This is a genomic window from Glutamicibacter sp. BS14 (assembly GCF_056934375.1).
Window position 1 is genome coordinate 1561022 of the sequence record NZ_CM167801.1, and the last position, 26859, is coordinate 1587880.

A 26859-nucleotide genomic window follows, 5' to 3' on the forward strand; every position below is an offset into this window, starting at 1 on the left:
AGTGCGGCGCATCGGCAAGGAAGCGGATCCTGCGAGTACTACTTGGCGTAGTTGCCGGTCAGCAGCACTGCGCCGCCGTCAACGCCCTTGGCTCCCTGGACGTAGTCCAGTCCGGCATCGGCTGCCGCTGGATCGATATTCTCGACGCCGCCCATGACCCAAGCTCCCATGCCAGCCTTGTTCAGCAGCTCTACGGCACGATCAGCTACAGCTGGATCAACAACAGCAACCATGCCCACACCCAGGTTCAGGGTGCGCTCAAGGTCAGGCTGTGGCACGTTGCCCAGCTGGGCGATGGTGGAGAAGACTGCTGGCAGGGACCAGGTCGAGCGGTCCACACGGGCCATCAGGCCCTGGGGCAGCACGCGAGCCAGGTTGGCAGCCAGGCCCCCACCGGTGACGTGGCTGAAGCCGTGCACGCCGAAGTTCTCGCCGTCGTTCAGCTCGCCCACCAGATCCAGGCAAGCGGTGGTGTAGATGCGGGTCGGAACCAGCAGTTCCTCGCCCAAGGTCTTGCCGAACTCTGCAACTTCGCGTTCCAGCTCCCACTTGGCGTGGGCGATGACGCGGCGCACCAGCGAGTAGCCGTTGGAGTGGATGCCCGAGGACGCCATGCCGATGACGACGTCGCCGGCCTGCACGCGCTCCGGGCCCAGCAGCTGGTCAGCTTCGATGACACCGGTAGCAGCACCGGCAACATCGTATTCGTCCTCGGCTAGCAGGCCCGGGTGCTCCGCGGTTTCGCCGCCAACCAGCGCGGTGCCGGCCAGCTTGCAGCCTTCCGCGATGCCGCGCACGATATCCGCGATGCGCTCCGGGACGACCTTGCCGGTGGCGATGTAGTCGGTCATGAACAGAGGCTTGGCGCCCACCACGACAATATCGTCGACCACCATGCCGACCAGGTCCTGGCCGATGGTGTCGTGGATGTCCAGCTTCTGGGCGATGGCAACCTTGGTGCCTACCCCGTCGGTGGAGGTAGCCAAGTACGGCTTCTTGTAACCGGTCAGGAACGATACATCGAAGAGCCCGGCGAAGCCGCCGACCCCTCCGACAACGCCCGCGGTGTGGGTTGCCTTGATCGCGCCCTTCATCAACTCAACGGCACGGTCACCGGCCTCAACGTCAACGCCGGCACCGGCATAGGTGATGGAAGTTGGCTGCTGATCATTGCCGCTCATGGCAGTCGGTTCCTTTTCTGTTCTGGGCGCCGCATTTCCGGCGCCCTTTGCAACGAGATGGTTGGGATCGTGGAGGGGATTAGCTGTTGGTTTCGAACTCGGCATCAGGACCTGGCTCGCAGCCGCCCTGGTTGCTGCGCTCCAGCAGGTTCTTGCCGCGGCGCTCCTCGTTCGGCAAGGCGATCGGGTACTCGCCGGTGAAGCACGCGGTGCACAGGCGCTCGCGCGGCTGGCGGGTCGCTTCGATCATGCCGTCTTCGGAAATGTAGGCCAAGGAGTCCGCGCCGATGGAGGTCGCGATCTCAGCCACGGCAGCGCCGTTGGCGATCAGCTCGGCACGCGAGGCGAAGTCGATGCCGTAGAAGCAAGGCCACTTGACCGGAGGCGAGGAGATCTTCACATGCACCTCGGCGGCACCGGCCTCGCGCAGCATGCGCACCACCGCGCGCTGGGTGTTGCCGCGGACGATCGAATCATCCACCACCACGACGCGCTTGCCGCGCAGCACGGTTTCCAGCGCATTGAGCTTGAGCTTGATGCCCAGCTGGCGCAGGGTCTGCGATGGCTGGATGAAGGTACGGCCCACGTAGGCGTTCTTCACGAAGCCGTGGGTGAATGGAATGCCCGATTCCTCGGCGTAGCCGATGGCGGCCGGGGTGCCGGACTCCGGAACCGGGATCACGATGTCCGCGTCCGCGCTGTTCTCGCGGGCCAGCTGGCGGCCCATTTCCACGCGGGATTCGTAGACCGAGCGGCCGGCAATGGCAGCATCGGGACGAGCCAGGTAGACGTACTCGAAGACGCAGCCCTTGGGGGTGGCTTCGGCGAAGCGGGTGGAACGCACGCCGTTCTCGTCGATGGCGATCATTTCGCCGGGTTCGATTTCGCGGATGAACGAGGCGCCAACGGTAGCCAGTGCAGGCTGCTCCGAAGCAACAACCCAGCCTCGGTCCAGCCGGCCCAGGACCAGGGGGCGAACACCATGCGGGTCGCGGGCTGCGTAGAGGGTGTCCTCGTTCATGAAGACGAAGCAGAAGGCGCCTTCGATCTTCGGCAGCAGCTCCAGCGCGGTTTCTTCCAGCGACTGGCCTTCGGAACCGGCCAGCAAGGCGGTGACCAAGGCGGTGTCGGTGGTGTTGCCCTGGGCGAGTTCGCCGCGGACCTTGCCGCCTTCGGCCTGCTGCTTGGCGGAGACCATATCGGCCAGATCAGCGGAGTTGGTCAGATTGCCGTTGTGGGCCAGGGCGACGGTACCGGCCTGGGTCGGGCCCAAGGTCGGCTGCGCATTGGCCCAGTGGCTGGCACCGGTGGTCGAGTAGCGGCAGTGGCCGATAGCCAGCTGGCCGGCCATGGAGTTCAGCGTATTCTCGTCGAACACCTGGGAGACCAGGCCCATGTCCTTGTAGACGTTGATACGCGCACCGTCGCTCGTGGCAATACCAGCGGATTCCTGTCCGCGGTGCTGCAGGGCATACAGGCCGTAATAGGTGAGTTTTGCGACCTCTTCGCCAGGAGCCCAAACGCCAAAAACGCCGCATTCATCCTGCGGCCCCTTTTCGTTTGGAAGCAGGTCGTGATTTAAGAATCCATCGCCACGCGCCATGTTGGTTATTCTCTCATGTTCCAGTTGGTCGACACCGACCAAAAATGTGGTGGGTGGCGGCCAGGTGCGCGGCCGCCTGCTCTTCTAATTCAGGAGAAAAGCTGCCTAGCCTTGTAGTCCGCTGGAGTCAGTGTCCTCGGCCAGAGGAACTGCCAGATGCTTGGTGGTTTTGCGTGAGGTCACGCGATCAACAATCACATACGCCAATGCGCCGATGCCTACGCCCAGGCCTGCACCGAATATGGCGAAGAATCCGGACGCCGAGGTGCGGGTGTAATCCTGCGATGGTTCGCCAAGCAGGCCAATGATGAGACCGGCTAGCGCGCCAAGGACCGCGAAAGTCAAAATGAACGGCCAGAACTTGGGCGACGAGTGAATATGCACTTCAACACTCTGATCGGCAGAAGACGGGGTAGCGGGGTGTTGCTCCATACCCTTAAGGGTACTCAATAAGTGGTAGGTGCGCTGACAAGTCTGCCCTAAGTCCCGAAGCATGCAATTGCCCAGTCTGCAAGGCCTCGGCCCAGCCGATACGCCCAGTAGCAAGGGAAAGCCAGAGCTCAGCAGGCATTTCGACTACATTCGGAGGTGTTCCGCGGGTGTGCCGGGGACCCGCTATGCACTGAGTCACACCGAAGGGCGGAACGCGTACCTCGACCGAGTTGCCCTCGGCGCGGGAGGCCAGCTCCTCCAGCGAAAAGCGCACCGCGGTGGCGAGCACCGGGCGGGCTATTTTTCCTTGTCCCTGCGTGGTTCCGGACCATTCGCGCAGGGCCGCTCGGCCAGCGGTTTCATCAACGCGCCGTTTGATTGCCATGGGTCGATTCCACTTTCTCTCAATGACGGAGAAACGTCATATTTGCGTGCGCTGGGCATCTACTGTGGATCTGGAAAACCGAGAAATCCAGCCATGCCAACTCTAGTTCAGCCAACGCAGCGCCGGTTGGATGCCGGCATGATGCTGTGCCGAAGACTTCCATGGGGCGCTTTGGGCTTGCTGGCGCCGAATTCGCCCCTCGGCCCGGTGCCAGGCGGGCGGCCAGATGGACGGGGCCTGCGGCTAATGCCTGCGCGTCATAGACGCGGTTGACCCGCTGGATCTCCGGTAAACTCGACCGGGTGAAGGTACTGGTTATTGGCCCAGGCGGCCGTGAGCATGCAATTGTCCGTGCACTGAGTGCAGACCCCTACGTCAACGAAGTTCATTGCGCCCCCGGCAACGCCGGTATCGCACAGGACGTCACTACCCACGCGATCGATGCGCAGGATCCTGCCGCAGTCGTCGCGCTCGCCCGGGAACTGGGCAGCGATCTGGTGGTCGTCGGCCCCGAAGCGCCGCTGGCTTCCGGTGTTTCCGATGCGCTGATCGCAGCGCAGATCCCGGTCTTCGGCCCGACCCAGGCTGCCGCGCAGCTCGAAGCGTCCAAGGCTTTTGCCAAGAACGTCATGGCTGCCGCTGAGGTTCCCACCGCCATGGCCCATGTGGCCACCAACCGCGAGGAAGCCGCCAGCGCGCTGGATGACTTCGGTGCGCCGTACGTGGTCAAGGACGATGGCCTGGCCGCCGGCAAGGGCGTCGTGGTCACCGGCGATCGCGACGAAGCGCTGGAGCACGCAGAAGCCTGTTTTGCCGCCGGCGGAACCGTAGTGATCGAAGAATTCCTCGATGGCCCAGAAGTTTCCCTGTTTGTCATCTGCGATGGCAAGCATGCTGTTCCGCTGGCCCCGGCACAGGACTTCAAGCGCATCTTCGAAAACGACGAAGGCCCGAACACCGGTGGCATGGGTGCCTACTCGCCGCTGGAATGGCTGCCGGAGAGCTTCGTCGACGAGGTCATGGACCGCGTCGCCTACCCGACCCTGCGCGAAATGGAAAAGCGCGGCACCCCATTCACCGGCGTGCTGTACTGCGGCTTGGCGATCACCAAGCGCGGCATCCGCGTCATCGAGTTCAATGCCCGCTTCGGCGACCCGGAAACCCAGGCTGTCCTTGCCCGGCTGAAGACTCCGCTGGGCGGTGTGCTGCTGGCTGCCGCCAAGGGCCGGCTCGATGATGCCGAGCAGCTGACCTGGTCCGCGCAGACCGCAGTTGATGTGGTCATCGCCGCCGAGAACTACCCGGACACCCCGGTCAAGGGAGCGGTGATCTCCGGGCTGGAGGCAGCCAACGGAATTGACGGCGTGCACGTGATGCATGCCGGAACTTCCGCGGATGCTGAAGGGAACATCATTGTTTCCGGTGGCCGCGTACTGGCCGTGGTGGGCCTGGGCGATGGCCTCGCCGCGGCCCGCGCCGCAGCGTACGCCGGGGTTGCCGAGATCAGCTGGGACGGTGCCCAGTCGCGCACCGACATTGCGTTGAAGGCCGAACGCGGCGAAATCGCCATCGCCAACGAAAGCAAGTAGAGGACTACAGAACTCATGGCAGGATTCCAGACTGAAGTGCTCGACCTAGAAGGTTGGGACCATTACTACTCGGGCAAGGTACGCGACCTGTACGTGCCTGCGGGCGCCAGCTTCGAAGGCACCGACCGTGTCCTCGTGGTGGCCTCCGACCGCATCAGCGCCTACGACTTCGTGCTGGCCAGCGAAATCCCGGACAAGGGCAAGGTGCTGACCCAGCTCAGCCTCTGGTGGTTCGAGCAGCTGGGCGACTTCGCCAACCATGTCATCTCCACCGATGTTCCAGCCGAGGTGGCCGGACGCGCGATGGTGTGCAAGAAGCTGGAGATGTACCCGATCGAGTGCATCGCCCGCGGATACCTGACCGGATCGGGCCTGGCCGAGTACAAGGCCTCGCAGACCGTGTGCGAGCTGCCACTGCCGGCAGGACTGGTGGATGGCTCGCGCCTGGAACCGGCGCTGTTCACCCCATCGGCCAAGGCCGAGGTGGGGGAGCACGACGAGAACATCTCCTTCGAGCAGACCGTGGAACGCGTTGGCGCCGAAGTTTCCGAGGCGCTGCGGGAGAAGACCGTGGCCCTGTACGAGCAGGCCGAGCAGATCGCCCGCGCGCGCGGCATCATCCTGGCCGATACCAAGGTGGAGTTCGGAGCTGATCCGGCCACCGGCGAGATCACCCTGGGCGATGAGGTGCTGACCCCGGATTCCTCGCGTTTCTGGGATGCCGAATCCTACAAGCCGGGCCAGGCGCAGGCCAGCTTCGACAAGCAGTTCGTCCGCGACTGGCTGACCTCCGCCGAATCGGGTTGGGACAAGAACTCGGGCGAAGAACCGCCTCAGCTGCCAGCCGGAATCATCGAGAAGACCCGTGCCCGCTACATCGAGGCCTACGAACGGCTCACCGGCCAGGTCTTCAGCGCCTAGGCGCAGGCGAAGAACAACCACGCACGGCAAAGCCCTCCGCTGATCGAAGTGATCTGCGGAGGGCTTTGCGCTGTCCTGGACGGGATCAGACCAGCGAGTCCTTCCACGCCTTGTGCAGGGCCGCGAAGCGCCCCTCATCGGCAATCAGCTGCGCTGGGGTGCCGTCCTCGGTGATCTTGCCATCGTGGACCACCAGCACGCGGTCCGCGATCTGCACGGTGGACAGGCGGTGCGCGATGATCAGCGCGGTGCGGTTGCCCAGCAGGGTTTGCAGTCCGCGCTGCACTGCCCGTTCCGAAGGGATATCCAGGGAGCTGGTGGCCTCATCAAGGATCAGCACCGCAGGATCGGCAAGGAAGGCGCGGGCAAAGGAAATCAGCTGGCGCTGGCCGGCCGAGACCCGTCCGCCTCGCTTGTTCACGTCGGTGCCGTAGCCCTCAGGCAGATCCAAGATGAACTCGTGGGCGCCGACCGCACGGGCGGCGTACTCGATATCCTCCGGCGAGGCGCCCGGCCGGCCCAGCGCGATGTTCTCGGCCACCGATCCGGAGAAGAGGAACGCCTCCTGGGTGACCATCACCACGTGCTGGCGCAGTTCCTTGTTCGACAGCTCGTTGATCGGCACCGAATCCAGTTCCAAGGTGCCCGAACGCAGGTCGTAGAAGCGGGCAATGAGCTTGGCCAGCGTGGACTTGCCGGCACCGGTCTGGCCTACCACGGCCACCGTTTGGCCCGCCGGGATCCGCAGGTCGAATTCCTCCATGATCACCGGGCCCTCGCCGTAGCCGAAGACCGCATCCTTGAAGACCAGCTCGCCGGCCACCTTGCGGATGGTGCGAGGGGCCGCAGGCTCGCGCACCGTCGGTTCTTCCTCCAGCAGCCCCGAAACCTTCTCCAGGGCGGCGGTGGCCGACTGCAGCGAGGAATAGAACATGGCGATCTGCTCGACTGGCTGGAACAGGCGCTTGGAGGCCAGCAGGATGGCCACCATCGCACCGACCTGCATGGTGCCGTCGATGATGCGGAATCCGCCGTAGGCGAGCAATGCCGCCACCGTCAGGTTGCCGATCAGGACCAGTCCCGGCTGCAGGACGCCGAAGAGGTTGAAGGAACGCACCGAGTTCACCCGGTACTGCTCCGCGAGATCCGAGTAGTTCGCGTCGTTGGCTTCCTCGCGGCGGAAGGCCTTGACCGCGCGGATGCCGGTCATGGTTTCCACGAAGGTGGAGATGACCTTGGCCGAGACCACGCGGGATTCGCGGTAGAGCAGCTCGGAGCGGCGCTGGTACCAGAAGAAGAGGATCGCTACCGGAAGGACGGCCACGCAGACCACCAGGCCGCTGCGCCAGTCGAGGAAGAAAATCGAGACCAGGGTGAAGACCACGAACACGCAGGAGGAGGCCAGTTCCGAGACGCCTTGATCGAGCAGCTCGCGCAGCGTTTCCAGATCGGAGGTCTGCCGGGAAATGATCCGCCCGGAGGTGTAGTTCTCGTGGAATTCGAGGCTCAGCCGCTGGGTATGGCGGAAGACCTGCTGGCGCAGATCCAGGAGCATCGCCTGGGAGATCTTCGCCGCGCTGGTGATGTACCAGGAGAGCAGCACGCCGCTGAGCACGGCGCACACGATGTATCCGGCCCCGGTCATCCCCAGGGCACCCCAGTTGCCTTCGCGCACCTGCGGCAGGGTCCAGTCGATCGAGAAGGCGATCAGCACCGGAAGCAGCACGCGTGCCGCGTTGGAGAACAGCACCAGCACCACGGTGAGGACGAAAAGCTTCTTCTGCGGCACGGCCAGCGAGGCCAGCAGCCGGAAGGAACGTTGCCGCACGACCTTGCGTTCGGCGGCAGAGAGCTTGATGGCGTCTTCATTGGCGACGCCCAGTGGCTTGCTCATCGGGAGACCTCCACGGTGGCTGGCTGGTCTTCGTCATCCAGGCTGGCGATGACGAATCGGTAATGCTCATTGGTGCTCAACAGGTGGGCGTGGCTTCCCACCGCGTCGATGCGGCCATCGCGCAGCAGCGCCACGCGGTCGGCGAGCATCACGGTCGAGGGCCGGTGGGCCACGATCAGCGTGGTGGTTCCGGCCAGGACTTCGCGCAGCCTCTCGGTGACCAGTTCCTCGGTGCGCACATCCAGGGCGGACAGCGGATCGTCGAGGACCAGCACGCTCGGGCGCGCTGCGATGGCGCGGGCCAAGGCGATGCGCTGGCGCTGCCCGCCCGATAGCGACAGGCCTTCCTCGCCGATCAAGGTGTCTACCCCTTCGGGCAACGCGTAGGCAAACTGCGCCTGGGCGACGTCCAGGGCTTCGGCGAGCAGGGCTTCGCGCTGCTGCTCATCCAGGTTTTCCGGGGCGCCGAGCAGCACGTTGCCGCGGATGGAGGTGGAGAATAAGGTGGTGTCCTCGAAAGCCACGGCGATCTCGGTTCGCAGTTCCTGGAGGTCCCAGTCCTTGACGTCCTGTCCGTGGATGAGCACCTCGCCGGAGGTCGCTTCATGCAGGCGCGGAACCAGGTTCAGCAAGGTGGACTTGCCCGAACCGGTGATGCCGACAAGGGCCATGGTTTCCCCGGGACGGATCTCCAGATTGATGTCGGCCAGGATCGGCCGGTGGGTACCGGCGGTATCCGGGTAGGCGAAGCGCACATGCTCCAGCTTCACGCTGCCATCGCGTTCTGCAGGGACCCGGGGCTGCGCGGGGGAATCGATGTCATTGATTGAATCCATGACCTCGAAGTGGCGGTCCAGCGCAGTTTTGGTGCTCAGTGTCATGCCCAGCAGCATTCCCATGCCCTCGACGGGGCCGGCGATGACCGCGGCGATGGCGAAGTAGGCCACCAGCGAGCCGACGCTCAGCGTGCCGTTGGCGACCTGGGCAATGCCGATCAGCAGGCCGATGCCCAGAATGGTTTCAGGCACCGCAACGACGGTGAGCAGGAAGCTGGCCAGCGTCTTGGCCTTGGTTATTTCGGTTTCCTGCAGGGACTTTGCCTGGGCGCTGAAGCCCGCGTAGACATGCGGCCCGCGGCCGAAGGCCTTGATGACGCGGATGCCGTGCACTGATTCTTCCACCGCGGTGGCCAGGTCCCCAGCCTGGTCCTGGCTGCGGCGGCTGGCGGCCCGGTAGTCGTTGCGGAAACGGTAGGCCTTGATGGCAATCGGGATAGATCCCAGCAGGTAGAGCAGTCCCAGGATCCATGAATGGGTGAACATCAGCACCAGCCCGGTGATGACGGTGACGGTTTCAACAACCAGCATCATCGCGCCGAACGCGAGCCAGCGGCGCAACAAGGAGAGATCCGACATGGAGCGGGAGAGAAGCTGCCCCGAGCCCCAGCGTTCGTGGAACGCCACGGGCAGGCGCTGCAGGTGCTTGTAGAAGCGGATGCGCATCTGCGCTTCAAGGCCTGCTGCGGGATTCAGCACGAATTGGCGGCGCAGGAAGATCAGCAGGGCTTCGACAAGGCCCAATGCGGCAACGATGCCAACAGAGAGCCACACCTCCGAGGCTGCCCCATCACGATGCAGGACGACATTGACCAGCCAGGCGAGCACCTGGGGGATGGCCAGCGCGACAATTCCGGCGCCGAGCGCGCAGAGGAAACCGCAAAAGAGCCGGGGGAAGATCGGCTTGACGAATGGAGCAAGCCGTTTCAGTGTTGCGGAGAGCGGGACCGGATCTTTCGAACCGGCCTGTTGAGCTTGAGCCACGGTACCCCGCATTCGTCCAGAAGTTTGACAGAGTTACAGACTACCGGCAGTAGTTGGGATAATTCAATCAATAGGCAACTATTGGAAAGAAGTGCTTCACATTGGAGGCAAATAATCCCCGGTCGAGCACCAAGAAGGTGCTTGACCGGGGATTACCCGAAGAAATTTCGTGGCTTAGTCGCGGGCAGCCAGGGTAACCATGATGGCTTCCGGCGGGCAGGCGAAGCGAATCGGAGCGAAGCGCGAGGTGCCCACGCCAGCGGAAACATTCAACGGAACGGTGTTGCCGTTGTATTCCCAATCGCTCAGGCCGCGGGCGCGCCACGTAGGCAGATCGCAGTTGGAGACCAATGCGCCATAGCCCGGGATGCACACCTGGCCGCCGTGGGTGTGGCCAGCGAAAATGACATCAGCCTTCGCCTCGGTGAATTGGTCAAGAACCCGCTGGTAGGGCGCGTGGGTGAGCGCAATGCGCACGTGGGGCGCCTGGCTGCTTGAGGAGGAACCACGCGGCCAGCCAGCGAAGAGGTCCCGGTCGATGTGCGGATCATCCACGCCGGTAAGATCCAGGCGCAGGCCATTGAGCACCGTGGAATGCGCACGGTTGGACATGTTGATCCAGCCGGCTCCGCCGAAGGCCCGGTGCATTTCTTCGAACGGCAACTGGTCCCGCGGGGCAGGGTTGGGAGTTCCGGTGGAAGGAGCCAAATACCTGAACGGGTTCTTCAGCTTCGGAGCGTAGTAGCAATTGGACCCGGGAACGAAGGCGCCAGGGAAAGCCATCAGCGGTTCCAGCGCCTTGATCAAAGCCGGCACGGCCTTGCGGTGGCTGAGGTTATCCCCGGTGTTGATGACAAAGTCGGGCTTCAGATCAGCCAGACCGCGCAGCCACTGGGTTTTGGCTTCCTGCCCTGGAACCATGTGGATGTCCGAAAGGTGCAGGACCTTGATGTCGCCGTATCCGCGGGGCAGGACCTTAATCGATTCGTGGCGCAGCCCGAACTTTTGGGCCTCCAGCATGCCATAGCCCACCAGAGCTCCGCCGATGGCCAGAGCGCCGGTGGCGGCAAGGGCCGCAGTACCGCTGGCATGACGTAATGCCGAAGCGAAATTATTCTGTTCAACCATGACTTCTGTGCCATCGTCCTTTCAAGCCCGGAGGCAACTTCTGGTGGAGTTCTCCTATGCCAATCTAAACCGAAAGGCCGCGTCCAACCAAAGTTGAACGCGGCCTTTCGAATATTCAGCTAGTCATCGGACTTCTTGCCGTTGCCGTTTCCATTGCCGTTTCCGTTGCCCTTGTTATCGGAGTCGGGCTTCGGCGAGGATTCTTCCTTAGGCTTGGAATCTTCCTTCGACTCTTCCTTGTCATTGTCCTTCTCATCCGAGTCGGACTTGGAATCGTCTTCTTCCTTCGGCTTTGGCGGAGGCGGCTGGCGACGGGCCGAACCGAAGTTGTTCCGCTCGTATTCGTGCACGGCCTCCTCCATGAAGTCCACCCACAGCGGGGCGGCGAAGGTCGAGGAATCGACCATCCAAGGGGCCTTCTTGTCGTTGACCATCGCGCCGTGCATCTGGTTCTTCTCTTCGCCGGCCTTGCCCTTGAGTCGGCCGACCCAGGTGGCGGTGGAAATTCCGGTGGTGTAGCCGACGAACCAGGTCGAGGACGCGTAGTTGTTGGTACCGGTCTTGCCAGCGATTGGGCCGTCGACGCGGCCCTTGGAGACGCGGTTGGTGGCGATCTTCTTCAGGGTGCCGTTCAGATCGGCAACGTAGGTCGGGTCGATTTCCTGGGAGCAGGATTCCTTCTTGACCTTGTACTCGTTGCCGTCCTTGTCGGTCACGCTGTTGATGGCGCGTGGTTCGCAGTACTCGCCCTTGTTGGCGAATGCAGCGAATGCGGCGGCCTGGGACAGCGGGGTGATTTCTGCCGAGCCGATGATGAACGAAGGGTTCGAAGGCGAGATCGGGGCAGGGCCGCCCTTGGCGCCCTGATCCAGTACGCCAAGCTTCTTGGTGTAATCGGCGATGGTGCACAGGTCGGTCTTGTAGGCCTCCTGCACGGTCGCGGTATTGATCGACCAGTACAGGCCGGTATCCACGGTCATCGAGCGGTAGAAGCCAGGCGATGCATTCTTCGGTTCCCAATTAGAACCAACAGTTGTCGTTCCTCCGGGAAGGCAAGATGCCCGCCACTTGGAGCCGGGTACGAAAACCTGCTTCTTGGCATTGATCTTGTCGTACATGCGGTTGCCTTCGGACAGCCAGCCCAAGGTGGTGTACGGCTTCATGGTAGAACCACCCTGGAACCCGCCAGCGCCACCCAGGGAACGCTCGACAGCGAAGTTGTAATAGGTGTTCTCGCCCGAGTTCTTGACTTCCGGACCGTAGGTGGTGTTCTGCGCCATGGTCAGGATCTTGCCGGTGCCCGGCTCGACCGAAACGATCGAGGAGTAAATGTCGGTGTTGGACTTGGCCTTTGGATCGATAGCCTTCGCTGCGTCCTTGGCGGCCTTCTTGTTCAGCTTGCTGTTCAGGGTGGTCTTGACGGTCAAGCCGCCACGGTACAGCAGGCCTTCGCGATCTTCCTTGGTCTTGCCATAGGTGTCATCGGAAAGGATCAGATTGGTGACGTAGTCGCAGAAGTAGGCATTTTCCTTGGCCGCGGTGCAACCGGAAGGGGACGTGCGCGGATCCAGTTCCAGGTCCGACTTCACCGCCTTGTCGTATTCCTTCTTGGTGATTGCGCCGGTGCGGTACATGTTGCCCAGCACCTTGTTGCGGCGGTCGATGGATCGCTCAGGGTTGTTGATCGGGTTGTAGACGTTTGGCAGCTGGACCATGCCGGCAAGCATGGCCGACTGCTGCACGTTCAAGTCCTTGGCATCGGTTGAGTAGAAGTGCTGAGCGGCAGCCTGCACGCCGTACTCGCGACCCGAGAAGAGCACCAGGTTCAGGTAGCCCTCCAGGATCTGGTCCTTGGACATTTCCTTCTCGATGGCCACCGCGTACTTCAGCTCGCGGATCTTATCCGAGTAGCCCTTCTGGCCGGAAACAGTGGATTCGTCCGAACCGGTGAGCACCTGGTTATTCACTAGCAGGTTGTTCACGTACTGCTGGGTCAGGGTGGAAGCACCAGAGCGGCTCGAAGAGGTGAGGTTGCCAACTACTGCACGGGCGATGCCCTTGGGGTCGATGCCCTTGTGCTCGTAGAAACGCTCATCTTCCACCGAGATGATCGCCTTGCGCATGTTTGGCGAGATGTCATCTAGCTTCACAGGCTGGCGATTTTGCTGGTAGAAGTTCGCAATGGCCTTGCCATCAGCGTCAAGGATCGTGGAAGGCTCCGGGATGGGGAGCTTTTCAAACGAGCTCGGGAGCGCGCTGACGATGTTGTTACCGGTGGTCAAACCGGTTTTTGCGATAGCTGCAATGGGCACGAGCATGCCTGCTGCGAGCACACCACACAGGGCGCTGATTCCGAAGAATGCAACGACTTTTCCCAGGGTGGTAGCGGTATCAAAAAAAGGGGACTTCTTGGCTGCCATACCCACTAGTTTACAAGGACGCGCTAACGTATCGAGTATGACTAAATGGGAATACGCCACTTTGCCGCTTTTGATTCACGCTACGAAGCAGATTTTGGACCAGTGGGGTGACGATGGCTGGGAGCTGGTAACCGTGGTTCCAGGCCCCAACGGCTCATCTCCAGTGGCCTACATGAAGCGTCCGAAAGCGTAACTAGCAACAACATTTACTGAAGGAGAAATCCCATGCAAGAAGCTACTTCCTCGCGTGTCGAGGCTCGTCTGGCCGAGCTCGGTCATGCCTTGCCAGCTGTGGCAAAGCCGGTAGCCGCCTACCTGCCAGCCGTTACCACCGGCAACTATGTCTACACCTCTGGCCAGCTTCCGCTGATTAAGGGTGAACTCACAGCCGTTGGAAAGGTTGGTGCCGAGGTTTCGGCCGAGGAGGCGAAGGCCCAGGCGCAGACCGCTGCGCTTAACGCGCTAGCCGCCATCAAGGCCGAAATTGGTGATCTAGATCGCATTAAGCGCATCGTGAAGGTTGTCGGTTTCGTGTCGTCGGCACCGGACTTCACCGGACAGCCAGGCGTCATCAACGGGGCATCGGAGTTCTTCGGCGAGGTACTCGGCGATGCAGGCTTGCACGCACGCTCGGCCGTCGGCGTTGCCGTTCTGCCGCTGGATGCACCTGTCGAGGTCGAGGTCATCGCCGAATTTGAGTAATTCAAGCCAGATTCCTGCTGCGCGGTCCCGACGGGCATTCCCGGCGGGGCCGCGCAGCGGTATGGTGCGCCGGCTCTTTGATTTGCCACCGCATCAAATTGCCACCGCCGAAAACTGGTTCTCTTTCGGTTCGCGCACGCCGCGCACCCCGCGGCGCGCGTCCTCCATCTGCCTTGTGAGGGATTCTTCCCACGGCGTGGAGACCTATCTGACTTATCGCCCCGGGGGCTCCCCACTGGGCAACGTGGCCTTTCCAGGCGGCAGCCACGAGGCGAGCGACCGTGCCACCTACCAATGGTTCGGTCCGAGCCTGTCCCAATGGTCCAAGCGCATGGACATGCTGGACCAGCAGTTGGCGCAGGCATACATCGTTTGCGCCATCCGCGAGCTTTTCGAAGAGACCGGAATCCTGCTGGCCGGCACCGATGAGCAATCCGTGGTCGAAATGACCGATGCAGAAGACTGGATGACCGCCCGCGAAGCAATCGCCGGACAGGACCTGGCCTTCGACGAATTCCTGCGCCGCCGCGGACTGGGCTTGCGCACAGACCTTTTGCGTCCGGTATCCCACTGGCTCAACCCGAACTTTGCCCTGCGCCGCTTCGACACCTGGTACTTCACTGCCACCGTGCCCAACCGCCAGGAGGCTGCCTTGCTGCGCGGCAAAGGCAAATGGGGGCGCTGGTGTGCCGCCGGGGAAATATTGGCCAAACGCAGCACCAGCGAGCTGGGGGACAGCGTTGGCCAACCCAACACAGTGAACCTCGCGCTCTCGGAGATTAGCTACCCGGCGGTGGAAATGATCCTGGAAGCCATGGCGGAGGCCAATGGAGTGGTCGCCTACCTTTCGCGGGCCCGTTCGTTGAATCTCAAGCATCCGGACCTGCTGGTGCGCGATGGCATTTACTATCTGGAAGTCCTTGGCTCCATGAGCGCTGAATCCTCCCGCCCATGGCAGACTACTGCCGGGCACTGAGAGCAGAAACTTAAACAAAGCAGGCCGGGAATCCTTGAAGGATTCCCGGCCTGTTTGCATCACTGCGGTTTAGCGCGAGCGCTGGCGCAGACGCTGGATATCCAGGATCACGACGGCGCGTGCTTCCAGGCGCAGCCAGCCGCGCTGCACGAACTCGGCCAGAGCCTTGTTCACGGTTTCGCGGGAAGCACCAACGAGCTGAGCCAGCTCTTCCTGAGTCAGTTCGTGGGCAACCAGGATGCCGTCGGTAGCTGGGCGACCGAAGCGGTCAGCCAGATCCAACAGAGCCTTGGCAACACGGCCAGGAACGTCAGAGAAGACCAGATCGGCCAGGGACTCATTGGTACGACGCAGACGTGCAGCCAGAGCCTGCAGCAGCTGGATCGAGACCTCAGGGGAGTTCAAGATAGCCTTGCGCATGTTCTCGTGGCTCAGGCCCGCCAAGCGGGTCTCGGACACGGCGGTTGCAGTTGCGTTGCGTGGGTGTGGATCGAACAATGCCATCTCGCCAAACAGTTCGCCTGGGCCAAGAACAGCAATCAGGTTCTCGCGACCATCCGAAGAGGTGCGACCCAGCTTGATCTTGCCCGAAACGATGAAGTACAGACGGTCACCCTGATCGCCTTCACGGAACACCGATGCGCCGCGGGAGAGATCAACCTCGGTCAATTCTTCGGTTAGCGCGGCGAATACTTCATCACCAAGCGACGCAAACAGTGGCGCGCGACGCAGTACCTCGATATCCATTAAATCTCCTGTCAACAGTAGTAGGCGCTTACTTCATTGTGCCGTATTCGGTAACAATGTGACAGTTTCCACACGTGGTTTAACCAAGAAAATGTTGAAAATCACGCACATTCGACTAAAACTCGCGAATCTGCTCGCAGAAATCCATCAGCTTCTAAGGGTACCTTGGGTCTATACGAACTTTATGAATGAACTGGGGTCTTGGTGCTCGGAATTTTCAGCTGGCTCGACGTAGTCATCTGCGCTGTTTTGCTGACGTTTTTCGTTGTTGGAGTTCGTCGAGGTTTTCTGCTGACCATTGGCGACATGCTCGGCCTGATTGTCGGCGGCGTCGCCGCATTCTTCGCCATCCCGCTGGTTTCCACCTTCGCCACGAACCCCTGGTGGCGGGTCGGCCTGATGATAGCTACCGCAGCCGTGCTGATCATTCTCGGGCAAGCTCTGGGACGGGTGATTGCAACTCGCATCCGCCACTGGATGAATGTCGATTTCCTGCGTGCCGCGGACCGCATTGCCGGTGGCGTGCTGTCGGTGTTCATTACCGCCACAATCATCGGTGGCTTGGCCTTTTCCACTTCAAGCATGGGTATTCCAAGGCTTTCGCTGGAGATCAGCAAGTCCAAGATGATCGACTCGATTCGTGGCCTGACACCCGAGTTTGTCGATGCCGCGATTTCCACCGCACGCTCCAAGGTGATCGCCGAAACCCTCCCCGCATTCCTGGAGCCTTTCGCGCCCCCGGTCCAGGCGCCGGCCAACACCGAATGGGCAGCTAACGACCTGCAGCTGGCCGCTGCCCAATCGGCCGCCAAGATCTCCGGTACCGCGGTGCAATGCGGTGTGAACCTGACCGGCTCAGGCTTCGTTGTCGACCACGAACTGGTCATGACCAACGCGCACGTGGTCGCCGGATTGAGCGCGGCAACCGTGGAGGTCGGCGGTGACGAAGTTCACCGCGGAAAGGTTGTTTATTTCGATCCCAAGGCCGACATCGCGCTGCTTTACGTCGAAGGGCTGGAGGCAGAGCCTATCGACCTCGCCGCTGATGACCTGATGCGCGGCGACTCGGCAACCTTTGTCGGGCACCCAGCGGGCGGCCCGCAGCAGATCCGCGGAGCCTTGATCGCTTCCCGTGCCTTCGTCTCCATTGCCAATATCTATGGCGCGGACCCATCTCGAATCTCTGTCTACCAGCTCACCGCGGAAGTAGCCCAGGGCAATTCCGGCGGACCGCTGCTGGATGAATCCGGCGACGCGGTGGGCTTGATCTTCGCCAAGTCGCGCAGCGATGACGAGGTCGGCTTCGCCCTGAGCCTCGAAGAGATCGAGAACGCCATGGAGCTGGGCGGCGATCGGCGCACCAGCATCAAAACAGGCGACTGCGTCACCGGCTAGAGCTTGCGGCTATTTGCCCAGCAAATGCGCGAGCTGCTGAACCGCCAGCTTGTAGCCGTGCACGCCCGCACCGATGATGATCGAGCTGGCTACCGGCGAGATGAAGGAATGGTGGCGGAACGCTTCACGCTTGTGCACGTTCGAGATGTGCACCTCGATGGCTGGCAACTGCACGCCGCTGATGGCATCGGCAATAGCCACAGAGGTATGGGTGAATGCGCCGGGGTTCATGATGATGCCGGCTGCGGTAGTGCGGGCCTCGTGAATCGCGTCGATGAGCACACCCTCATGGTTGGACTGCAAGGCGCGCAATTCGAAGCCGAGGGCCGCAGCGGTTTCCCGGGCCAGCTGCTCAACATCGGCCAGGGTGTCGTGGCCATAGATTTCCGGCTCCCGGGTGCCCAGCAGATTCAGGTTGGGGCCGTTGAGCAGCAAGATGGTGTTCGATGCGTTCTCAGTCATGAACTCAAATCTATTACACAACCGGGAAATTCCCGCCCGAATTCTTTGGCCCCGTAATACAAGAAGCCGCCGTTCGTCCACACCAGCGGTGTGGACGAACGGCGGCTTGCTGCACTGGGGCGTGCTGAGGCTATTTGCCCATGGACTGCGCGATCTGGCTCATCACCGTTGAATCGGACAGCGTGGTGGCATCGCCGACCTCGCGGCCCTCGGCCACGTCCTTGAGCAGGCGGCGCATGATCTTGCCCGAGCGGGTCTTAGGCAGTTCCGGAACCACCAGCACATGCTTCGGCTTGGCGATCGGGCCGATGTCCTTGCCCACGTGGTTGCGCAGGGTCGCCACCACATCCTCGCCTTCCGCCGGCTCGGTCTGCAGGATCACGAAGGCCACCACGGCCTCGCCGGTGGTCTCGTCCTTCGCTCCCACCACGGCGGCCTCTGCCACGTATGGGTGGGCGACCAGCGAGGACTCGATCTCGGTGGTGGACAGGCGGTGCCCGGAGACGTTCATCACGTCATCCACGCGGCCCAGCAGCCAGATATCGCCATCGGCGTCCTTCTTCGCACCGTCGCCAGCGAAGTACATGTTCTCGAACCGCGACCAGTAGGTGTCCTTGTAGCGTTCCATGTCGCCCCAGATGCCGCGCAGCATCGCTGGCCACGGCTCGCGGATGACCAGGAAGCCGCCCTCGCCGTCGGCCACGGATTCGCCAGCTTCATCCACCACGTCAATGGCGATGCCCGGCACGGCCACCTGGGCCGAACCCGGCTTGGTTGCGGTGACGCCCGGCAGCGGAGCGATCATGTGCGCGCCGGTTTCGGTCTGCCACCAGGTGTCCACGATCGGGGCCGGGTGTTCCTTGCGTTCGCCGTTCTTGCCGTTGTTGGTGCCGATGGCATCGCGGTACCACATCCATGCTTCCGGGTTGATCGGTTCGCCCACCGAACCCAGCACGCGCAGGGAAGACAGGTCGTAGCCATCGGGGATCTCGCGGCCCCACTTCATGAAGGTGCGGATTGCGGTGGGCGCGGTGTACAGGATGGTGACGCCGTACTTTTCCACCAGTTCCCACCAGCGGCCCTGGTGCGGGGTATCCGGGGTGCCCTCGTAGATCACCTGGGTGGCGCCGTTGACCAGCGGCGCGTAGGTGACGTAGGAATGGCCGGTCACCCAGCCGATGTCCGCGGTGCACCAGTACACGTCGGTTTCCGGGTGCAAATCGAAGGTGTCGCGGTGGGTCACGGCGCCCTGGGCCAAGAAGCCGCCGGTGGTGTGCACAATGCCCTTGGGCTTGCCAGTGGTGCCCGAGGTATACAGCACGAACAACGGGTGCTCGGAGTCGTGGGCTACCGCAGTGTGCTCGGTGGCGGCGGTGCCGACGACGTCATCCCACCACTTGTCCAGTGCGCCGAATTCGGTGGGCTCGCCGTTGCGCTTGACCACCAGAACGTTTTCCACGGTGTGGCCCGGTGCTTCCAGCGCCGCATCGACTGCCGGCTTCAGCGAGGACGGCTTGCCGCGGCGCCAGGTGCCATCGGCGGTGACCACGAGCTTGGCGTCCGCATCATCGATGCGGCTGCGCAGCGCGTCGGCGGAGAAGCCGCCGAAGACCACCGAGTGGATGGCGCCGATGCGGGCGCAGGCCAGCATGGTGATGACGGCTTCCGGGATCATTGGCAGGTAGACGGCCACGCGGTCGCCCTTGGCCACGCCCAGGGATTCGAAAGCGTTGGCGGCCTTCTTGACCTCTTCGGTCAGCTGCGCGTAAGTGTAGGTGCGGGTATCGCCCGGCTCGCCTTCGAAGTAGATGGCGACGCGGTCGCCCAGGCCGTTTTCCACATGGCGGTCCAGCGCGTTGTAGGCCGCGTTGAGCTTGCCGCCGACGAACCACTTGGCCACCGGTGCCTGCGACCAGTCCAAGGTTTCAGTGAAATCGGTGTCCCAGGTCAGTACCTGGCGTGCCTGGTCCGCCCAATAGCCCAAGCGGTCTGCCTTGGCTGCGTCGTAGCGGGCCTGCGTTGCGATGGCCTGATCGCTGAAGTCCTTGCTCGGGGCAAAGGAACGGGTTTCGGTCGACAGGTTATCCAAGGTTTTCGAATCACTCACTGGGTTCGCGTCCTTCCGCGTAGTCACAAATATTTCCCTGTGATCAAAGTTACATCCTCCAGCAGGGCCGGTGTGCTTTGTGTCACCGGGAAAGGGGAAATGGGGTAATTTGTGCGCCGAGCGGTTAGCTGCACGCGATGAACAGCACGCCAAGGTGGTGTCCAAGGGTGAAAACTTCACGCCCTCATGACACGATCTAAAGCGTGGCGAAGAAATTGGACAACGAAACCGAGCTGGGGCTGAAGCGCCGGGCACGCAAGATCAACCGGGAACTGGCGAAGGCCTACCCCTACGCGGTGCCCGAACTGGACTTCGAGAACCCCTTCGAACTGCTGGTAGCCACCGTGCTCTCCGCGCAGACCACCGACGTGCGGGTCAATGCCATCACTCCAGCGCTCTTCGCCCGTTTCCCGGACGCCCACGCAATGAGCCAAGCCGAACGGGGCGAGCTTGAGCAGCTGATCCGCCCCACCGGTTTCTTCCGCGCCAAGACGGACTCCCTGCTCGGGCTATCCGCCGCCTTGGTTGAACGCTTTGACGGAGAAGTGCCAGCCAAGCTCGAAGAGCTGGTGAAGCTTCCCGGGGTGGGACGCAAAACCGCCAACGTCGTGCTGGGAAATGCCTTCGGTGTTCCCGGAATCACCGTGGACACCCACTTCGGGCGCCTGGCCAACCGCTTTGGGTGGACCGATGAAACCGATCCGGTCAAGGTCGAGCACGCGGTGGGGGAACTGTTCGAAAAACGCGACTGGACGATGCTCAGCCACCGCGTGGTCTTCCATGGCCGCCGCGTCTGCCACTCGCGCAAACCTGCCTGCGGGGCCTGCGCCATCGCCAAGCTTTGCCCCTCGTTCGGCATCGGCGAGGAAATACCTGCCAAGGCCACAGCGTTGCTCAAGTATGAGCTCGCACCAGGACGGGAAGAATTGCTGGCGAAAATGATCGCCGGCGCAACCCGCCGCGAGCTGAGGGCTGAAGGATACGGATTGGACGCATGAGCGCGCGCTTGGAACTGGAAAAAGTAATTGCCCGCCACACGGCACAGGTCGGGGCAACGCAGAAACTGCCCAGCGAATGGGTGATGAGCGATATCGAGCTCGGTGCTGCGCGCCGTGCCGCGGTACTGATCCTGTTCGGTGCTGCCGGCGAAGCGGCCCTGGAGCCGCACTCCCGGGCCGGCGATCTGGACGTGCTGTTCGTGGAGCGCGCCGCGACCCTGCGCAAGCACGCGGGCCAGATCGCTTTCCCCGGAGGCGGCATCGACCAGGAGGATTCGAGCGTTGCCGACGCCGCCTTGCGCGAGGCGTGGGAGGAAACTGGCGTGGACACCTCCGGGATCGAGGTCCTGGGCACCTTGGGGGAAACCGAATTGCCGGTTTCGAACTTCCTGGTCACCCCGGTGATTGGCTGGTGGCATACCGAATCCAGGGTTTATCCGGCTGACCCGGCCGAAAGCGCCGGCGTATTCCGCGCCCCGGTGGCGCACCTGCTGGAGCCGAGGAATCGCCTGACCGGCGTGGTGCAGCGCGGCAATCAGAAGTTCAAGTCCCCGGCCTTCGATTTTGAAGACCGGATCATCTGGGGCTTCACCGCGATCGTGCTGGACAGGCTGTTCAACGAGCTGGGTTGGACCCAGCCGTGGAACAACCGCCGTGAACTGCGCATGGCCTGAAGCCGGCTACTTCGCATGCGCGTAGTTCCCGGAGATCGCAACACTGACCGGGAAGCGCGGCGAGGCCTGGCCGAACAGGGAACGCCCGGCGAGCATGGCCGCATGCCGGATGAGCTCCTGCAGTTGCCCAGCCAATTCGGTGGGGCATTCAAAGACGATTTCGTCATGGACAAAGAACACCTGGCGGCAGGTCTGGCTCCACCCGGCCTGATGGATCAGGTGCCGTGCGTGGCCCATCCACACCAAAGCCCACTCCGCGGCGGTCGCCTGTACGACAAAGTTCCTGGTGAACCGGCCGCGGGCTCTCGCCGCGCCGTCAGCAGCCCGCTGCGATGCTTCATCGTTGGTAGCTTTCTGCGCCTGCAGCCACTGCTCATCGGCTGGCGGGCAGCCGCGGCCGAGGAAACTGCGCACGCCTTCACCTTGCTCGCCGGCAAGAGCTGCCTGTTCGACAAAACGCATGGCGGTGGGAAAACTGCGGGTCAGGGCCGCACCCACTGCACCTGAAGCACCGCCGCCACCGCCGTAGATGACCGAGAGCATGCCCAGCTTGGCCTCATCTCGGGAAGCCACGAGCTGGGCATCGAGCAGCCACTGGTACAGGTCATCTTGCTGGCCTGCTTTTTGCAATTGCTGGTCATTGGAAATAGCTGCCAGGATTCGAGGTTCCAGTTGCCTCCCGTCGGCCACCACAAACGTCGAGCCGGGACGGGTGCGCACGACCTGCCGGATGGAATGCGGCAATTGGAGCGCCCCGCCACCAGAAGCGGCCCAGCGTCCTGAAGTCACCGTTCCCAGCACATAATGCGGATGGAAACGGCCGCCTTTCACCCATTGATCCAACCACGCATCACCATGGGTGCTGGCAAGACGCGAGAGTTTCTTGTATTCAAGAACCTCAGAAATCAATGGATGCTTGATCTGCTCCAGTTCCCAGGCCCGCACCGAGCTCACCGCGAAACCGGCCTTATGCAGGGCGCGCAACAGCTCCTGCGGCGAATCCGGGTTGAGCCCGGGACTGCCTAATGCCTTGGCCAATTGCTGGGCCTTGGCCGCGAGTTTCGGCGGCCGTCCATAGTCGGATACGCGTTCGCCCAATTGCTCGCGCAGCAGGGCGCGGTGTCCGGCTTCATCCCACGACAAACCGGCCGCTTCCATCTCGCAGGCAATCAACGCACCTACCGATTCGGCGTGGATCAATAATTCCAGACGCTGACGGGTGCTGGGATCCTGCGGCAACGCCTTGCGCTGGGCAACGTACATGGCTACGAGCTCGGAAAGGGATTCGCCGGAGGTCGGGGCGGCAAAGAGCGCATCCTGGTTGGCCCTTTCGTGAGCCTGAACTGGTCGTTCAAGATCGAAGTCTTCGAGCTTTTCCTCACTCAGCGGCGAGCGGTGCAAGATGCGTTGGGCCAAGGAGAGAATGCAGGCCTTGGCCAGATGAACACCCGCAGAAACAAGTGGCTGCATCCACGGGGTGGTGCGGAGCATGGCCCATCGGGGCGAATGCCGTGCTTCGATTTCGGCAACAAATCCGGCAAAATCATCCCGGGATACCGAGACGACCGGCTGCAGCGAGTTGCCAGAATACTGGTCGCGAAGATCGATCAGGGCATAGCCATCAGGATCGGCAGCAAGGAAAGCGATGGCACTCATGGATCTATTGTGCCGTGCCAGCGGCCGATATCCCCAGTTGGTTGGCGAGCGGCACGCAAATGATTAGGCAGATGCCACGCTCGATGCATGAAATGGCTATCAGAGTCCTCATCGGCTAAACCGCTGAAGGACACCCAACGATTCGTGATGACTGAACTGGATTTCGCGCAGGCGCCTCCGAACAGCACCAGGAGGCCGGCAGCGGCTGACCGCACGGCGGAAGATGAACCGATCTGCACCATCGTGAGCAACGATGCACGGATTATTGAGCGATGCGCAGTGATCGCGGTCGGCGCGGCGGTGAGAATCAACAAATGCACCGACCCGCAGCTGCTGCCCGCCGATGGTTCTGGGCCGGTGCTGTGGGGCAGCGACATGGCAGCACTAGCCGAAAATACGAGCCGGCCGGTGGATGTCCTGGTCGGTCTGGAAGATGGCGAGGCCATCGTGTGGAGCTTGGCCAGCAGAATTCCCAAGGCAAGGGTGGCAGTTTTGCCCTCGGCCAGCCAATGGCTCGGCGAGTACCTGGGTCTATGGGCCATGAGGGCAGGGCATGGACACACACTGGCACTGCATTCCACAGCAGGCGGGCTGGGAACAACGACCCTGGCCCTGTTGCTGGCGCATGCCGGGACATTAAGTGGTCTTCGCAGCGCCATGATTGATCTGGATCCGCATTCCCAGGGCGCTTGGCCGCTGGTTTGCACCCAACCGCCAACGGGAATTGGATGGGAAGAATTGCGGCAATCCGGTGGCGCGCTTGCTGCTCATCAACTGGCTGAAACGCTGCCGAAGCTTCGCGATACCGCGATCTTGACCTGGTCCCAGGCAAGCAGAACGCATGAGCTGGAGGACCAGCTGGTGATCCGCCTGCTGGCCGCCGCCCGGCAAGGATTCGATCTGGTCGTAGTGGATGCCGGGCGCGCACCGCATCCGCAACGGCTGGCACTGAACCAATTCATAGACCGGAATATCGCCACTGTCAGTTCGCTGACCGTGCCAGCCTCTGGGGAAGTGGTGCTGTGCGGGGAACAGAAACTACGCAGCACCCCTGCGGGTTTTCCTCAGATTCTTGGTGCCTTCCCCGATTTTCCCCGGATCAGCAAAGCGATCGAGCGCGGCCAATTATACGACAGTTTCAAATCCCGGGCATTGCGCCAGCACCTGTCCAACCTCTGCCTGATACCGCAAATGAAGGAGCAGCACCCATGAGCCCGGGCCGGCATAGCCACAACGCCAACCCATCAACGGGCGGGCCTGTGCTGGATGCCAAAATCCTTGAATCCGTGCGTGAACGCGCATTGCTCACCGGCGGGCAGCTTGATGCGATTGCCTTGGCAGGAGCCGTTCACGACTCCGGCGCGGCTCTGGGTTCCCAAGGTGCCGCACAATCGCTGGAATCGCTGCAGAACGAAGTGGCAGGATTATCAATCCTCGAGCCTTTCGCACAGCGGCCCGAGGTGACCGATGTCCTGGTCGACGGGCAAGGGATGGTCTGGACGGATTCTCCGGCCGGCCTGCAGCCCACCGAATTCCGGTTTTCTTCCCCAGAGCAGGTTCGGACCCTGGCCGTCCATCTTGCAACCCTTGCGGGCCGACGGCTCGATTCAGCTAGCCCGTTCATGGACATGAGCTTGAAGAATTACCGCGTCCACGCTGTACTGCCTCCAATTGCCACAGCCGGACCGCTGATCTCGATTCGCGTCAAGCGCAGTGCCCAGCTCGAACTGGGCACCGTCCTGGAAGGATCGAACGGGTTCTGGCTACCGCTGCTTCAAGCCATCGTGGAACGCCAGATGAACTTCCTGATTACCGGAGGAACAGGCAGCGGCAAAACTACCCTCCTGCAAGCCATGCTTGCCGAAGCCAATCCGCGGCACCGTCTGGTCATCGTGGAAGACTCGCAAGAACTGCATGTACCGCACCCGCATGTTGTGTCCTTGCAAACCCGGTCGGCCAACGTCGAATCTGCCGGCCAGGTGCAGCTGAAGGATTTGGTTGTCCAAGCCCTGCGCATGCGCCCTGACCGTCTGGTCGTTGGCGAATGCCGTGGGGAGGAAATACGCGATTTTCTGGCAGCCATGAACACGGGGCATCAGGGAGCCGCAGGCACCATGCACGCCAACAACCCGCAGTCAGTTCCGGCCCGCTTGGCGGCGCTGGGTGCGCTCGCCGGATGGAGCGTGCAGGCGACTTCGTTGCAGGCCTCCAGCGCCTTGGATCTTGTCATTCACATGAACAGGGGGAGCCAAGGGCAGCGCGGACCGGTGGCCCTTGGATGCCTGGACACCGGTAGCGATGGCCAGATGCACATGCGGCGCCTGATAGACCTGGACGCCGCCGAACCGCTGGCCGACTACGGGCACAACTTCCTGGCGAACAGATTTGGCCCATCGCTCACGTGCACCATTGCCAAGGCGCTAGGCGATGAGCACGCCAAGGAGCGTTGACCAATGCTGATCCTCATCTTTGGCGCACTGGCCTTGTGGCTGTGGATCCCCGCGCACCCGGCAAGCAAAATCAAAGCGGGTTCCCTGCGCAGGCTCCGGGATCGCGGGGCGGAACGCCACACGGACGATGACCAGGTACTGAGCACCGATGCCCGCATCATTCGTGAACTCTCGGCGCTGCTCCGAAGCGGATTGGATTTCCATCCCGCAGTTGATGCGTTGCTGGAGGCCGAGGACGACAGCGGGAACATCATCCGAGCGCTCAAAGACCTCCAAGCAACGCATCGGCTAAGCAACAGCGCTCCCGGACCCGGTCTTCCGGCGGAGCAGGGACAAGGTCCAGCGGTGCGACGACTGCACTGGTGCCTGGAACTCTCCGAACGCAGCGGCGCAAGCCTTGCCGATGTGCTGGAACGGCTAGCCGAAGACCTCGAATGCGCCCTAGTAGCCCAGCAAGCATTCGAGGCGGCTATGGCTGGCCCGAAAGCAACGACTAAGTTGCTGACATGGCTTCCACTAGTCGGGTTTGGATTCGGTCTGCTTGTGGGCATTGATGTTCTGGGCACAATAGGCCGATCATGGGCGGCGCAACTCAGCGTGCTCATTGGAGCATTGCTGTGGATCGCCAACCGGATCTGGTGCCGGCGGCTCATGCAGGCAACCACTAGCCAGGCACTGTCATGATCGTTCTGATTCTGCTTCTAGGGGCGCTTTCCATCGCTTTGGCATTAGGACGGCCCAACTCGAAAAGTCGAGAAGGCAAGGCGCCGCAGTGCCTTGGGAAAAGACGGCAGGAAGATGAAAAACCTGTCGAGCTGATCCTGGATCTGAGCGCCAGCCTGTTGGACTCGGGGATGCCCATCACCGAGATCCTCGATCTGCTCGGTCACAGCATTGAACAGTGCGCGGTGCTGCGCAGCGTAGCGCGCTGCTTGGAAATGAACATGGCGTGGGACAAAGCCTGGGAAGCCGTTCCGCCCTGGCTCGACCCGCTGCGGAAAGCACTGCACTTTGCCCACATGACCGGAGCGCCGGCAGCCAATCTGCTACGAAATACCGCGATTCTGCAACGCCGTGAACATGCACAGAAAGTCGCGCGCCTCGGAGCACAATTCGGTACCAGGCTCGTACTGCCTCTAGGGGCCTGCGCACTGCCGGCTTTCATCGCCCTGGGCGTGGTTCCACTGATCATCGCGCTATTCCCCAGCTACCAGTAATCCCCGGCCGAAGGTTATGCCCAGCTCGTAGGAAACCCATGTTGCTGCCCGCGGCGCTCGCCGATGGTAGAAGCACAACATCCACGGTATCGACGCCGGGGA

General features: G+C 62.3%; 24 protein-coding genes. 12 read left to right on the forward strand and 12 right to left on the reverse strand.

The window, feature by feature from the left end:
- Window positions 1-38: 38 nt before the first annotated feature.
- The 4 genes from purM to AC1Z36_RS07380 form a co-directional block, all read right to left on the reverse strand.
- Window positions 39-1181 carry a phosphoribosylformylglycinamidine cyclo-ligase gene (gene purM / locus AC1Z36_RS07365; RefSeq protein WP_483561891.1) on the reverse strand — a complete coding sequence of 381 codons (1143 nt, stop codon included), beginning with the start codon at window positions 1179-1181 and terminating at the stop codon, window positions 39-41.
- A gap of 79 nt (window positions 1182-1260) precedes the next feature.
- A complete protein-coding gene (gene purF, locus AC1Z36_RS07370) occupies window positions 1261-2784 on the reverse strand; it encodes an amidophosphoribosyltransferase (RefSeq protein ID WP_105656990.1) in 1524 nt (507 codons plus the stop codon).
- 105 nt (window positions 2785-2889) lie between these two features.
- Window positions 2890-3216, reverse strand: a complete 327-nt coding sequence (locus tag AC1Z36_RS07375; RefSeq protein ID WP_105656989.1) for a hypothetical protein — start codon at window positions 3214-3216, stop codon at window positions 2890-2892.
- A 4-nt stretch (window positions 3217-3220) separates the two neighbouring features.
- Window positions 3221-3601: a sterol carrier family protein gene (locus AC1Z36_RS07380; RefSeq protein WP_105656988.1), complete on the reverse strand. Its 381-nt coding sequence runs from the start codon at window positions 3599-3601 to the stop codon at window positions 3221-3223.
- Between the two features lie 302 nt (window positions 3602-3903).
- On the opposite strand from AC1Z36_RS07380, the gene purD reads away from it, so the two are divergent.
- Both purD and AC1Z36_RS07390 read left to right on the forward strand, forming a co-directional pair.
- A complete protein-coding gene (purD, locus tag AC1Z36_RS07385) occupies window positions 3904-5190 on the forward strand; it encodes a phosphoribosylamine--glycine ligase (RefSeq protein ID WP_133833567.1) in 1287 nt (428 codons plus the stop codon).
- 15 nt (window positions 5191-5205) lie between these two features.
- Window positions 5206-6111, forward strand: coding sequence for a phosphoribosylaminoimidazolesuccinocarboxamide synthase (locus AC1Z36_RS07390; RefSeq protein ID WP_332498200.1), 906 nt, complete (start codon window positions 5206-5208; stop codon window positions 6109-6111).
- 85 nt (window positions 6112-6196) lie between these two features.
- On the opposite strand, the gene AC1Z36_RS07395 is transcribed toward AC1Z36_RS07390, so the two are convergent.
- From AC1Z36_RS07395 to AC1Z36_RS07410, 4 genes are all read right to left on the reverse strand, one after another.
- Complete coding sequence (locus AC1Z36_RS07395) at window positions 6197-8005, reverse strand: ABC transporter ATP-binding protein (RefSeq protein WP_400341982.1); 1809 nt, start codon at window positions 8003-8005, stop codon at window positions 6197-6199.
- On the reverse strand, window positions 8002-9825 hold the full coding sequence (locus AC1Z36_RS07400; protein WP_133833570.1) for an ABC transporter ATP-binding protein: 1824 nt from the start codon (window positions 9823-9825) through the stop codon (window positions 8002-8004). The genes AC1Z36_RS07395 and AC1Z36_RS07400 overlap by 4 nt, the downstream gene beginning before the upstream one ends.
- 174 nt (window positions 9826-9999) lie before the next feature.
- A complete protein-coding gene (locus tag AC1Z36_RS07405) occupies window positions 10000-10953 on the reverse strand; it encodes a metallophosphoesterase (RefSeq protein WP_448937613.1) in 954 nt (317 codons plus the stop codon).
- 119 nt (window positions 10954-11072) lie between these two features.
- Window positions 11073-13373 (reverse strand): transglycosylase domain-containing protein, encoded by a 2301-nt coding sequence (locus AC1Z36_RS07410; protein ID WP_105656983.1) that lies wholly within the window; start codon window positions 13371-13373, stop codon window positions 11073-11075.
- 37 nt (window positions 13374-13410) lie between these two features.
- Here AC1Z36_RS07410 and sp36 point away from each other — a divergent pair, with 37 nt between their 5' ends.
- From sp36 to AC1Z36_RS07425, 3 genes are all read left to right on the forward strand, one after another.
- The gene (sp36, locus tag AC1Z36_RS07415) at window positions 13411-13566 is read left to right on the forward strand and encodes a Sp36 family protein (protein WP_013349841.1); all 156 of its coding nucleotides are present in this window, start codon (window positions 13411-13413) and stop codon (window positions 13564-13566) included.
- A 32-nt stretch (window positions 13567-13598) separates the two neighbouring features.
- A complete protein-coding gene (locus tag AC1Z36_RS07420) occupies window positions 13599-14075 on the forward strand; it encodes a RidA family protein (RefSeq protein ID WP_105656982.1) in 477 nt (158 codons plus the stop codon).
- A gap of 61 nt (window positions 14076-14136) precedes the next feature.
- Window positions 14137-15051, forward strand: coding sequence for an NUDIX hydrolase (locus AC1Z36_RS07425; RefSeq protein WP_105656981.1), 915 nt, complete (start codon window positions 14137-14139; stop codon window positions 15049-15051).
- A 69-nt stretch (window positions 15052-15120) separates the two neighbouring features.
- On the opposite strand, the gene AC1Z36_RS07430 is transcribed toward AC1Z36_RS07425, so the two are convergent.
- Window positions 15121-15798, reverse strand: a complete 678-nt coding sequence (locus AC1Z36_RS07430) for a Crp/Fnr family transcriptional regulator (protein ID WP_022874282.1) — start codon at window positions 15796-15798, stop codon at window positions 15121-15123.
- Window positions 15799-16002: 204 nt separating this feature from the next.
- On the opposite strand from AC1Z36_RS07430, the gene AC1Z36_RS07435 reads away from it, so the two are divergent.
- On the forward strand, window positions 16003-17193 hold the full coding sequence (locus AC1Z36_RS07435; protein WP_286134139.1) for a MarP family serine protease: 1191 nt from the start codon (window positions 16003-16005) through the stop codon (window positions 17191-17193).
- 9 nt (window positions 17194-17202) lie between these two features.
- On the opposite strand, the gene aroQ is transcribed toward AC1Z36_RS07435, so the two are convergent.
- Window positions 17203-17655, reverse strand: a complete 453-nt coding sequence (gene aroQ / locus AC1Z36_RS07440) for a type II 3-dehydroquinate dehydratase (protein ID WP_105656979.1) — start codon at window positions 17653-17655, stop codon at window positions 17203-17205.
- 130 nt (window positions 17656-17785) lie between these two features.
- Complete coding sequence (gene acs, locus AC1Z36_RS07445; RefSeq protein WP_105656978.1) at window positions 17786-19762, reverse strand: acetate--CoA ligase; 1977 nt, start codon at window positions 19760-19762, stop codon at window positions 17786-17788.
- A 203-nt stretch (window positions 19763-19965) separates the two neighbouring features.
- On the opposite strand from acs, the gene nth reads away from it, so the two are divergent.
- Together nth and AC1Z36_RS07455 are read left to right on the forward strand one after the other, a co-directional pair.
- Complete coding sequence (nth, locus tag AC1Z36_RS07450; RefSeq protein WP_105656977.1) at window positions 19966-20760, forward strand: endonuclease III; 795 nt, start codon at window positions 19966-19968, stop codon at window positions 20758-20760.
- Window positions 20757-21434 carry an NUDIX hydrolase gene (locus AC1Z36_RS07455; protein ID WP_105656976.1) on the forward strand — a complete coding sequence of 226 codons (678 nt, stop codon included), beginning with the start codon at window positions 20757-20759 and terminating at the stop codon, window positions 21432-21434. Before nth ends, AC1Z36_RS07455 begins: the two co-directional genes overlap by 4 nt.
- A 6-nt stretch (window positions 21435-21440) precedes the next feature.
- Here the strand turns inward: AC1Z36_RS07455 and AC1Z36_RS07460 are convergent, their stop codons facing one another.
- The gene (locus tag AC1Z36_RS07460; RefSeq protein WP_483561894.1) at window positions 21441-23090 is read right to left on the reverse strand and encodes a bifunctional 3'-5' exonuclease/DNA polymerase; all 1650 of its coding nucleotides are present in this window, start codon (window positions 23088-23090) and stop codon (window positions 21441-21443) included.
- A gap of 87 nt (window positions 23091-23177) precedes the next feature.
- Between AC1Z36_RS07460 and AC1Z36_RS07465 the strand changes: the two genes are divergently transcribed.
- From AC1Z36_RS07465 to AC1Z36_RS07480, 4 genes are read left to right on the forward strand one after another with little or no spacing between them, the layout of a single operon-like run.
- Entirely contained in the window at window positions 23178-24302 is a 1125-nt protein-coding gene (locus AC1Z36_RS07465) for a CpaE-like family protein (protein WP_483561895.1), read from the forward strand.
- Entirely contained in the window at window positions 24299-25540 is a 1242-nt protein-coding gene (locus AC1Z36_RS07470) for a TadA family conjugal transfer-associated ATPase (RefSeq protein ID WP_133833575.1), read from the forward strand. Before AC1Z36_RS07465 ends, AC1Z36_RS07470 begins: the two co-directional genes overlap by 4 nt.
- A 3-nt stretch (window positions 25541-25543) precedes the next feature.
- Window positions 25544-26224, forward strand: coding sequence for a type II secretion system F family protein (locus AC1Z36_RS07475; protein ID WP_133833576.1), 681 nt, complete (start codon window positions 25544-25546; stop codon window positions 26222-26224).
- On the forward strand, window positions 26221-26757 hold the full coding sequence (locus AC1Z36_RS07480) for a type II secretion system F family protein (RefSeq protein WP_133833577.1): 537 nt from the start codon (window positions 26221-26223) through the stop codon (window positions 26755-26757). The genes AC1Z36_RS07475 and AC1Z36_RS07480 overlap by 4 nt, the downstream gene beginning before the upstream one ends.
- Window positions 26758-26859 lie beyond the last annotated feature (102 nt).

Bases quoted from the DNA above. Each gene is read 5' to 3' on its own strand.
- AC1Z36_RS07480 (WP_133833577.1), top strand. From the start codon at position 26,221: ATGATCGTTCTGATTCTGCTTCTAGGGGCGCTTTCCATCGCTTTGGCA.
- AC1Z36_RS07465 (WP_483561895.1), top strand. From the start codon at position 23,178: ATGAAATGGCTATCAGAGTCCTCATCGGCTAAACCGCTGAAGGACACC.
- aroQ (WP_105656979.1), bottom strand. From the start codon at position 17,655: ATGACTGAGAACGCATCGAACACCATCTTGCTGCTCAACGGCCCCAAC.
- AC1Z36_RS07375 (WP_105656989.1), bottom strand. From the start codon at position 3,216: ATGGAGCAACACCCCGCTACCCCGTCTTCTGCCGATCAGAGTGTTGAA.
- AC1Z36_RS07460 (WP_483561894.1), bottom strand. From the start codon at position 23,090: ATGAGTGCCATCGCTTTCCTTGCTGCCGATCCTGATGGCTATGCCCTG.
- purF (WP_105656990.1), bottom strand. From the start codon at position 2,784: ATGGCGCGTGGCGATGGATTCTTAAATCACGACCTGCTTCCAAACGAA.
- AC1Z36_RS07410 (WP_105656983.1), bottom strand. From the start codon at position 13,373: ATGGCAGCCAAGAAGTCCCCTTTTTTTGATACCGCTACCACCCTGGGA.
- AC1Z36_RS07380 (WP_105656988.1), bottom strand. From the start codon at position 3,601: ATGGCAATCAAACGGCGCGTTGATGAAACCGCTGGCCGAGCGGCCCTG.
- AC1Z36_RS07420 (WP_105656982.1), top strand. From the start codon at position 13,599: ATGCAAGAAGCTACTTCCTCGCGTGTCGAGGCTCGTCTGGCCGAGCTC.
- AC1Z36_RS07405 (WP_448937613.1), bottom strand. From the start codon at position 10,953: ATGGTTGAACAGAATAATTTCGCTTCGGCATTACGTCATGCCAGCGGT.
- AC1Z36_RS07395 (WP_400341982.1), bottom strand. From the start codon at position 8,005: ATGAGCAAGCCACTGGGCGTCGCCAATGAAGACGCCATCAAGCTCTCT.
- AC1Z36_RS07475 (WP_133833576.1), top strand. From the start codon at position 25,544: ATGCTGATCCTCATCTTTGGCGCACTGGCCTTGTGGCTGTGGATCCCC.
- sp36 (WP_013349841.1), top strand. From the start codon at position 13,411: ATGACTAAATGGGAATACGCCACTTTGCCGCTTTTGATTCACGCTACG.
- purM (WP_483561891.1), bottom strand. From the start codon at position 1,181: ATGAGCGGCAATGATCAGCAGCCAACTTCCATCACCTATGCCGGTGCC.
- AC1Z36_RS07390 (WP_332498200.1), top strand. From the start codon at position 5,206: ATGGCAGGATTCCAGACTGAAGTGCTCGACCTAGAAGGTTGGGACCAT.
- AC1Z36_RS07470 (WP_133833575.1), top strand. From the start codon at position 24,299: ATGAGCCCGGGCCGGCATAGCCACAACGCCAACCCATCAACGGGCGGG.
- AC1Z36_RS07455 (WP_105656976.1), top strand. From the start codon at position 20,757: ATGAGCGCGCGCTTGGAACTGGAAAAAGTAATTGCCCGCCACACGGCA.
- AC1Z36_RS07425 (WP_105656981.1), top strand. From the start codon at position 14,137: ATGGTGCGCCGGCTCTTTGATTTGCCACCGCATCAAATTGCCACCGCC.
- AC1Z36_RS07430 (WP_022874282.1), bottom strand. From the start codon at position 15,798: ATGGATATCGAGGTACTGCGTCGCGCGCCACTGTTTGCGTCGCTTGGT.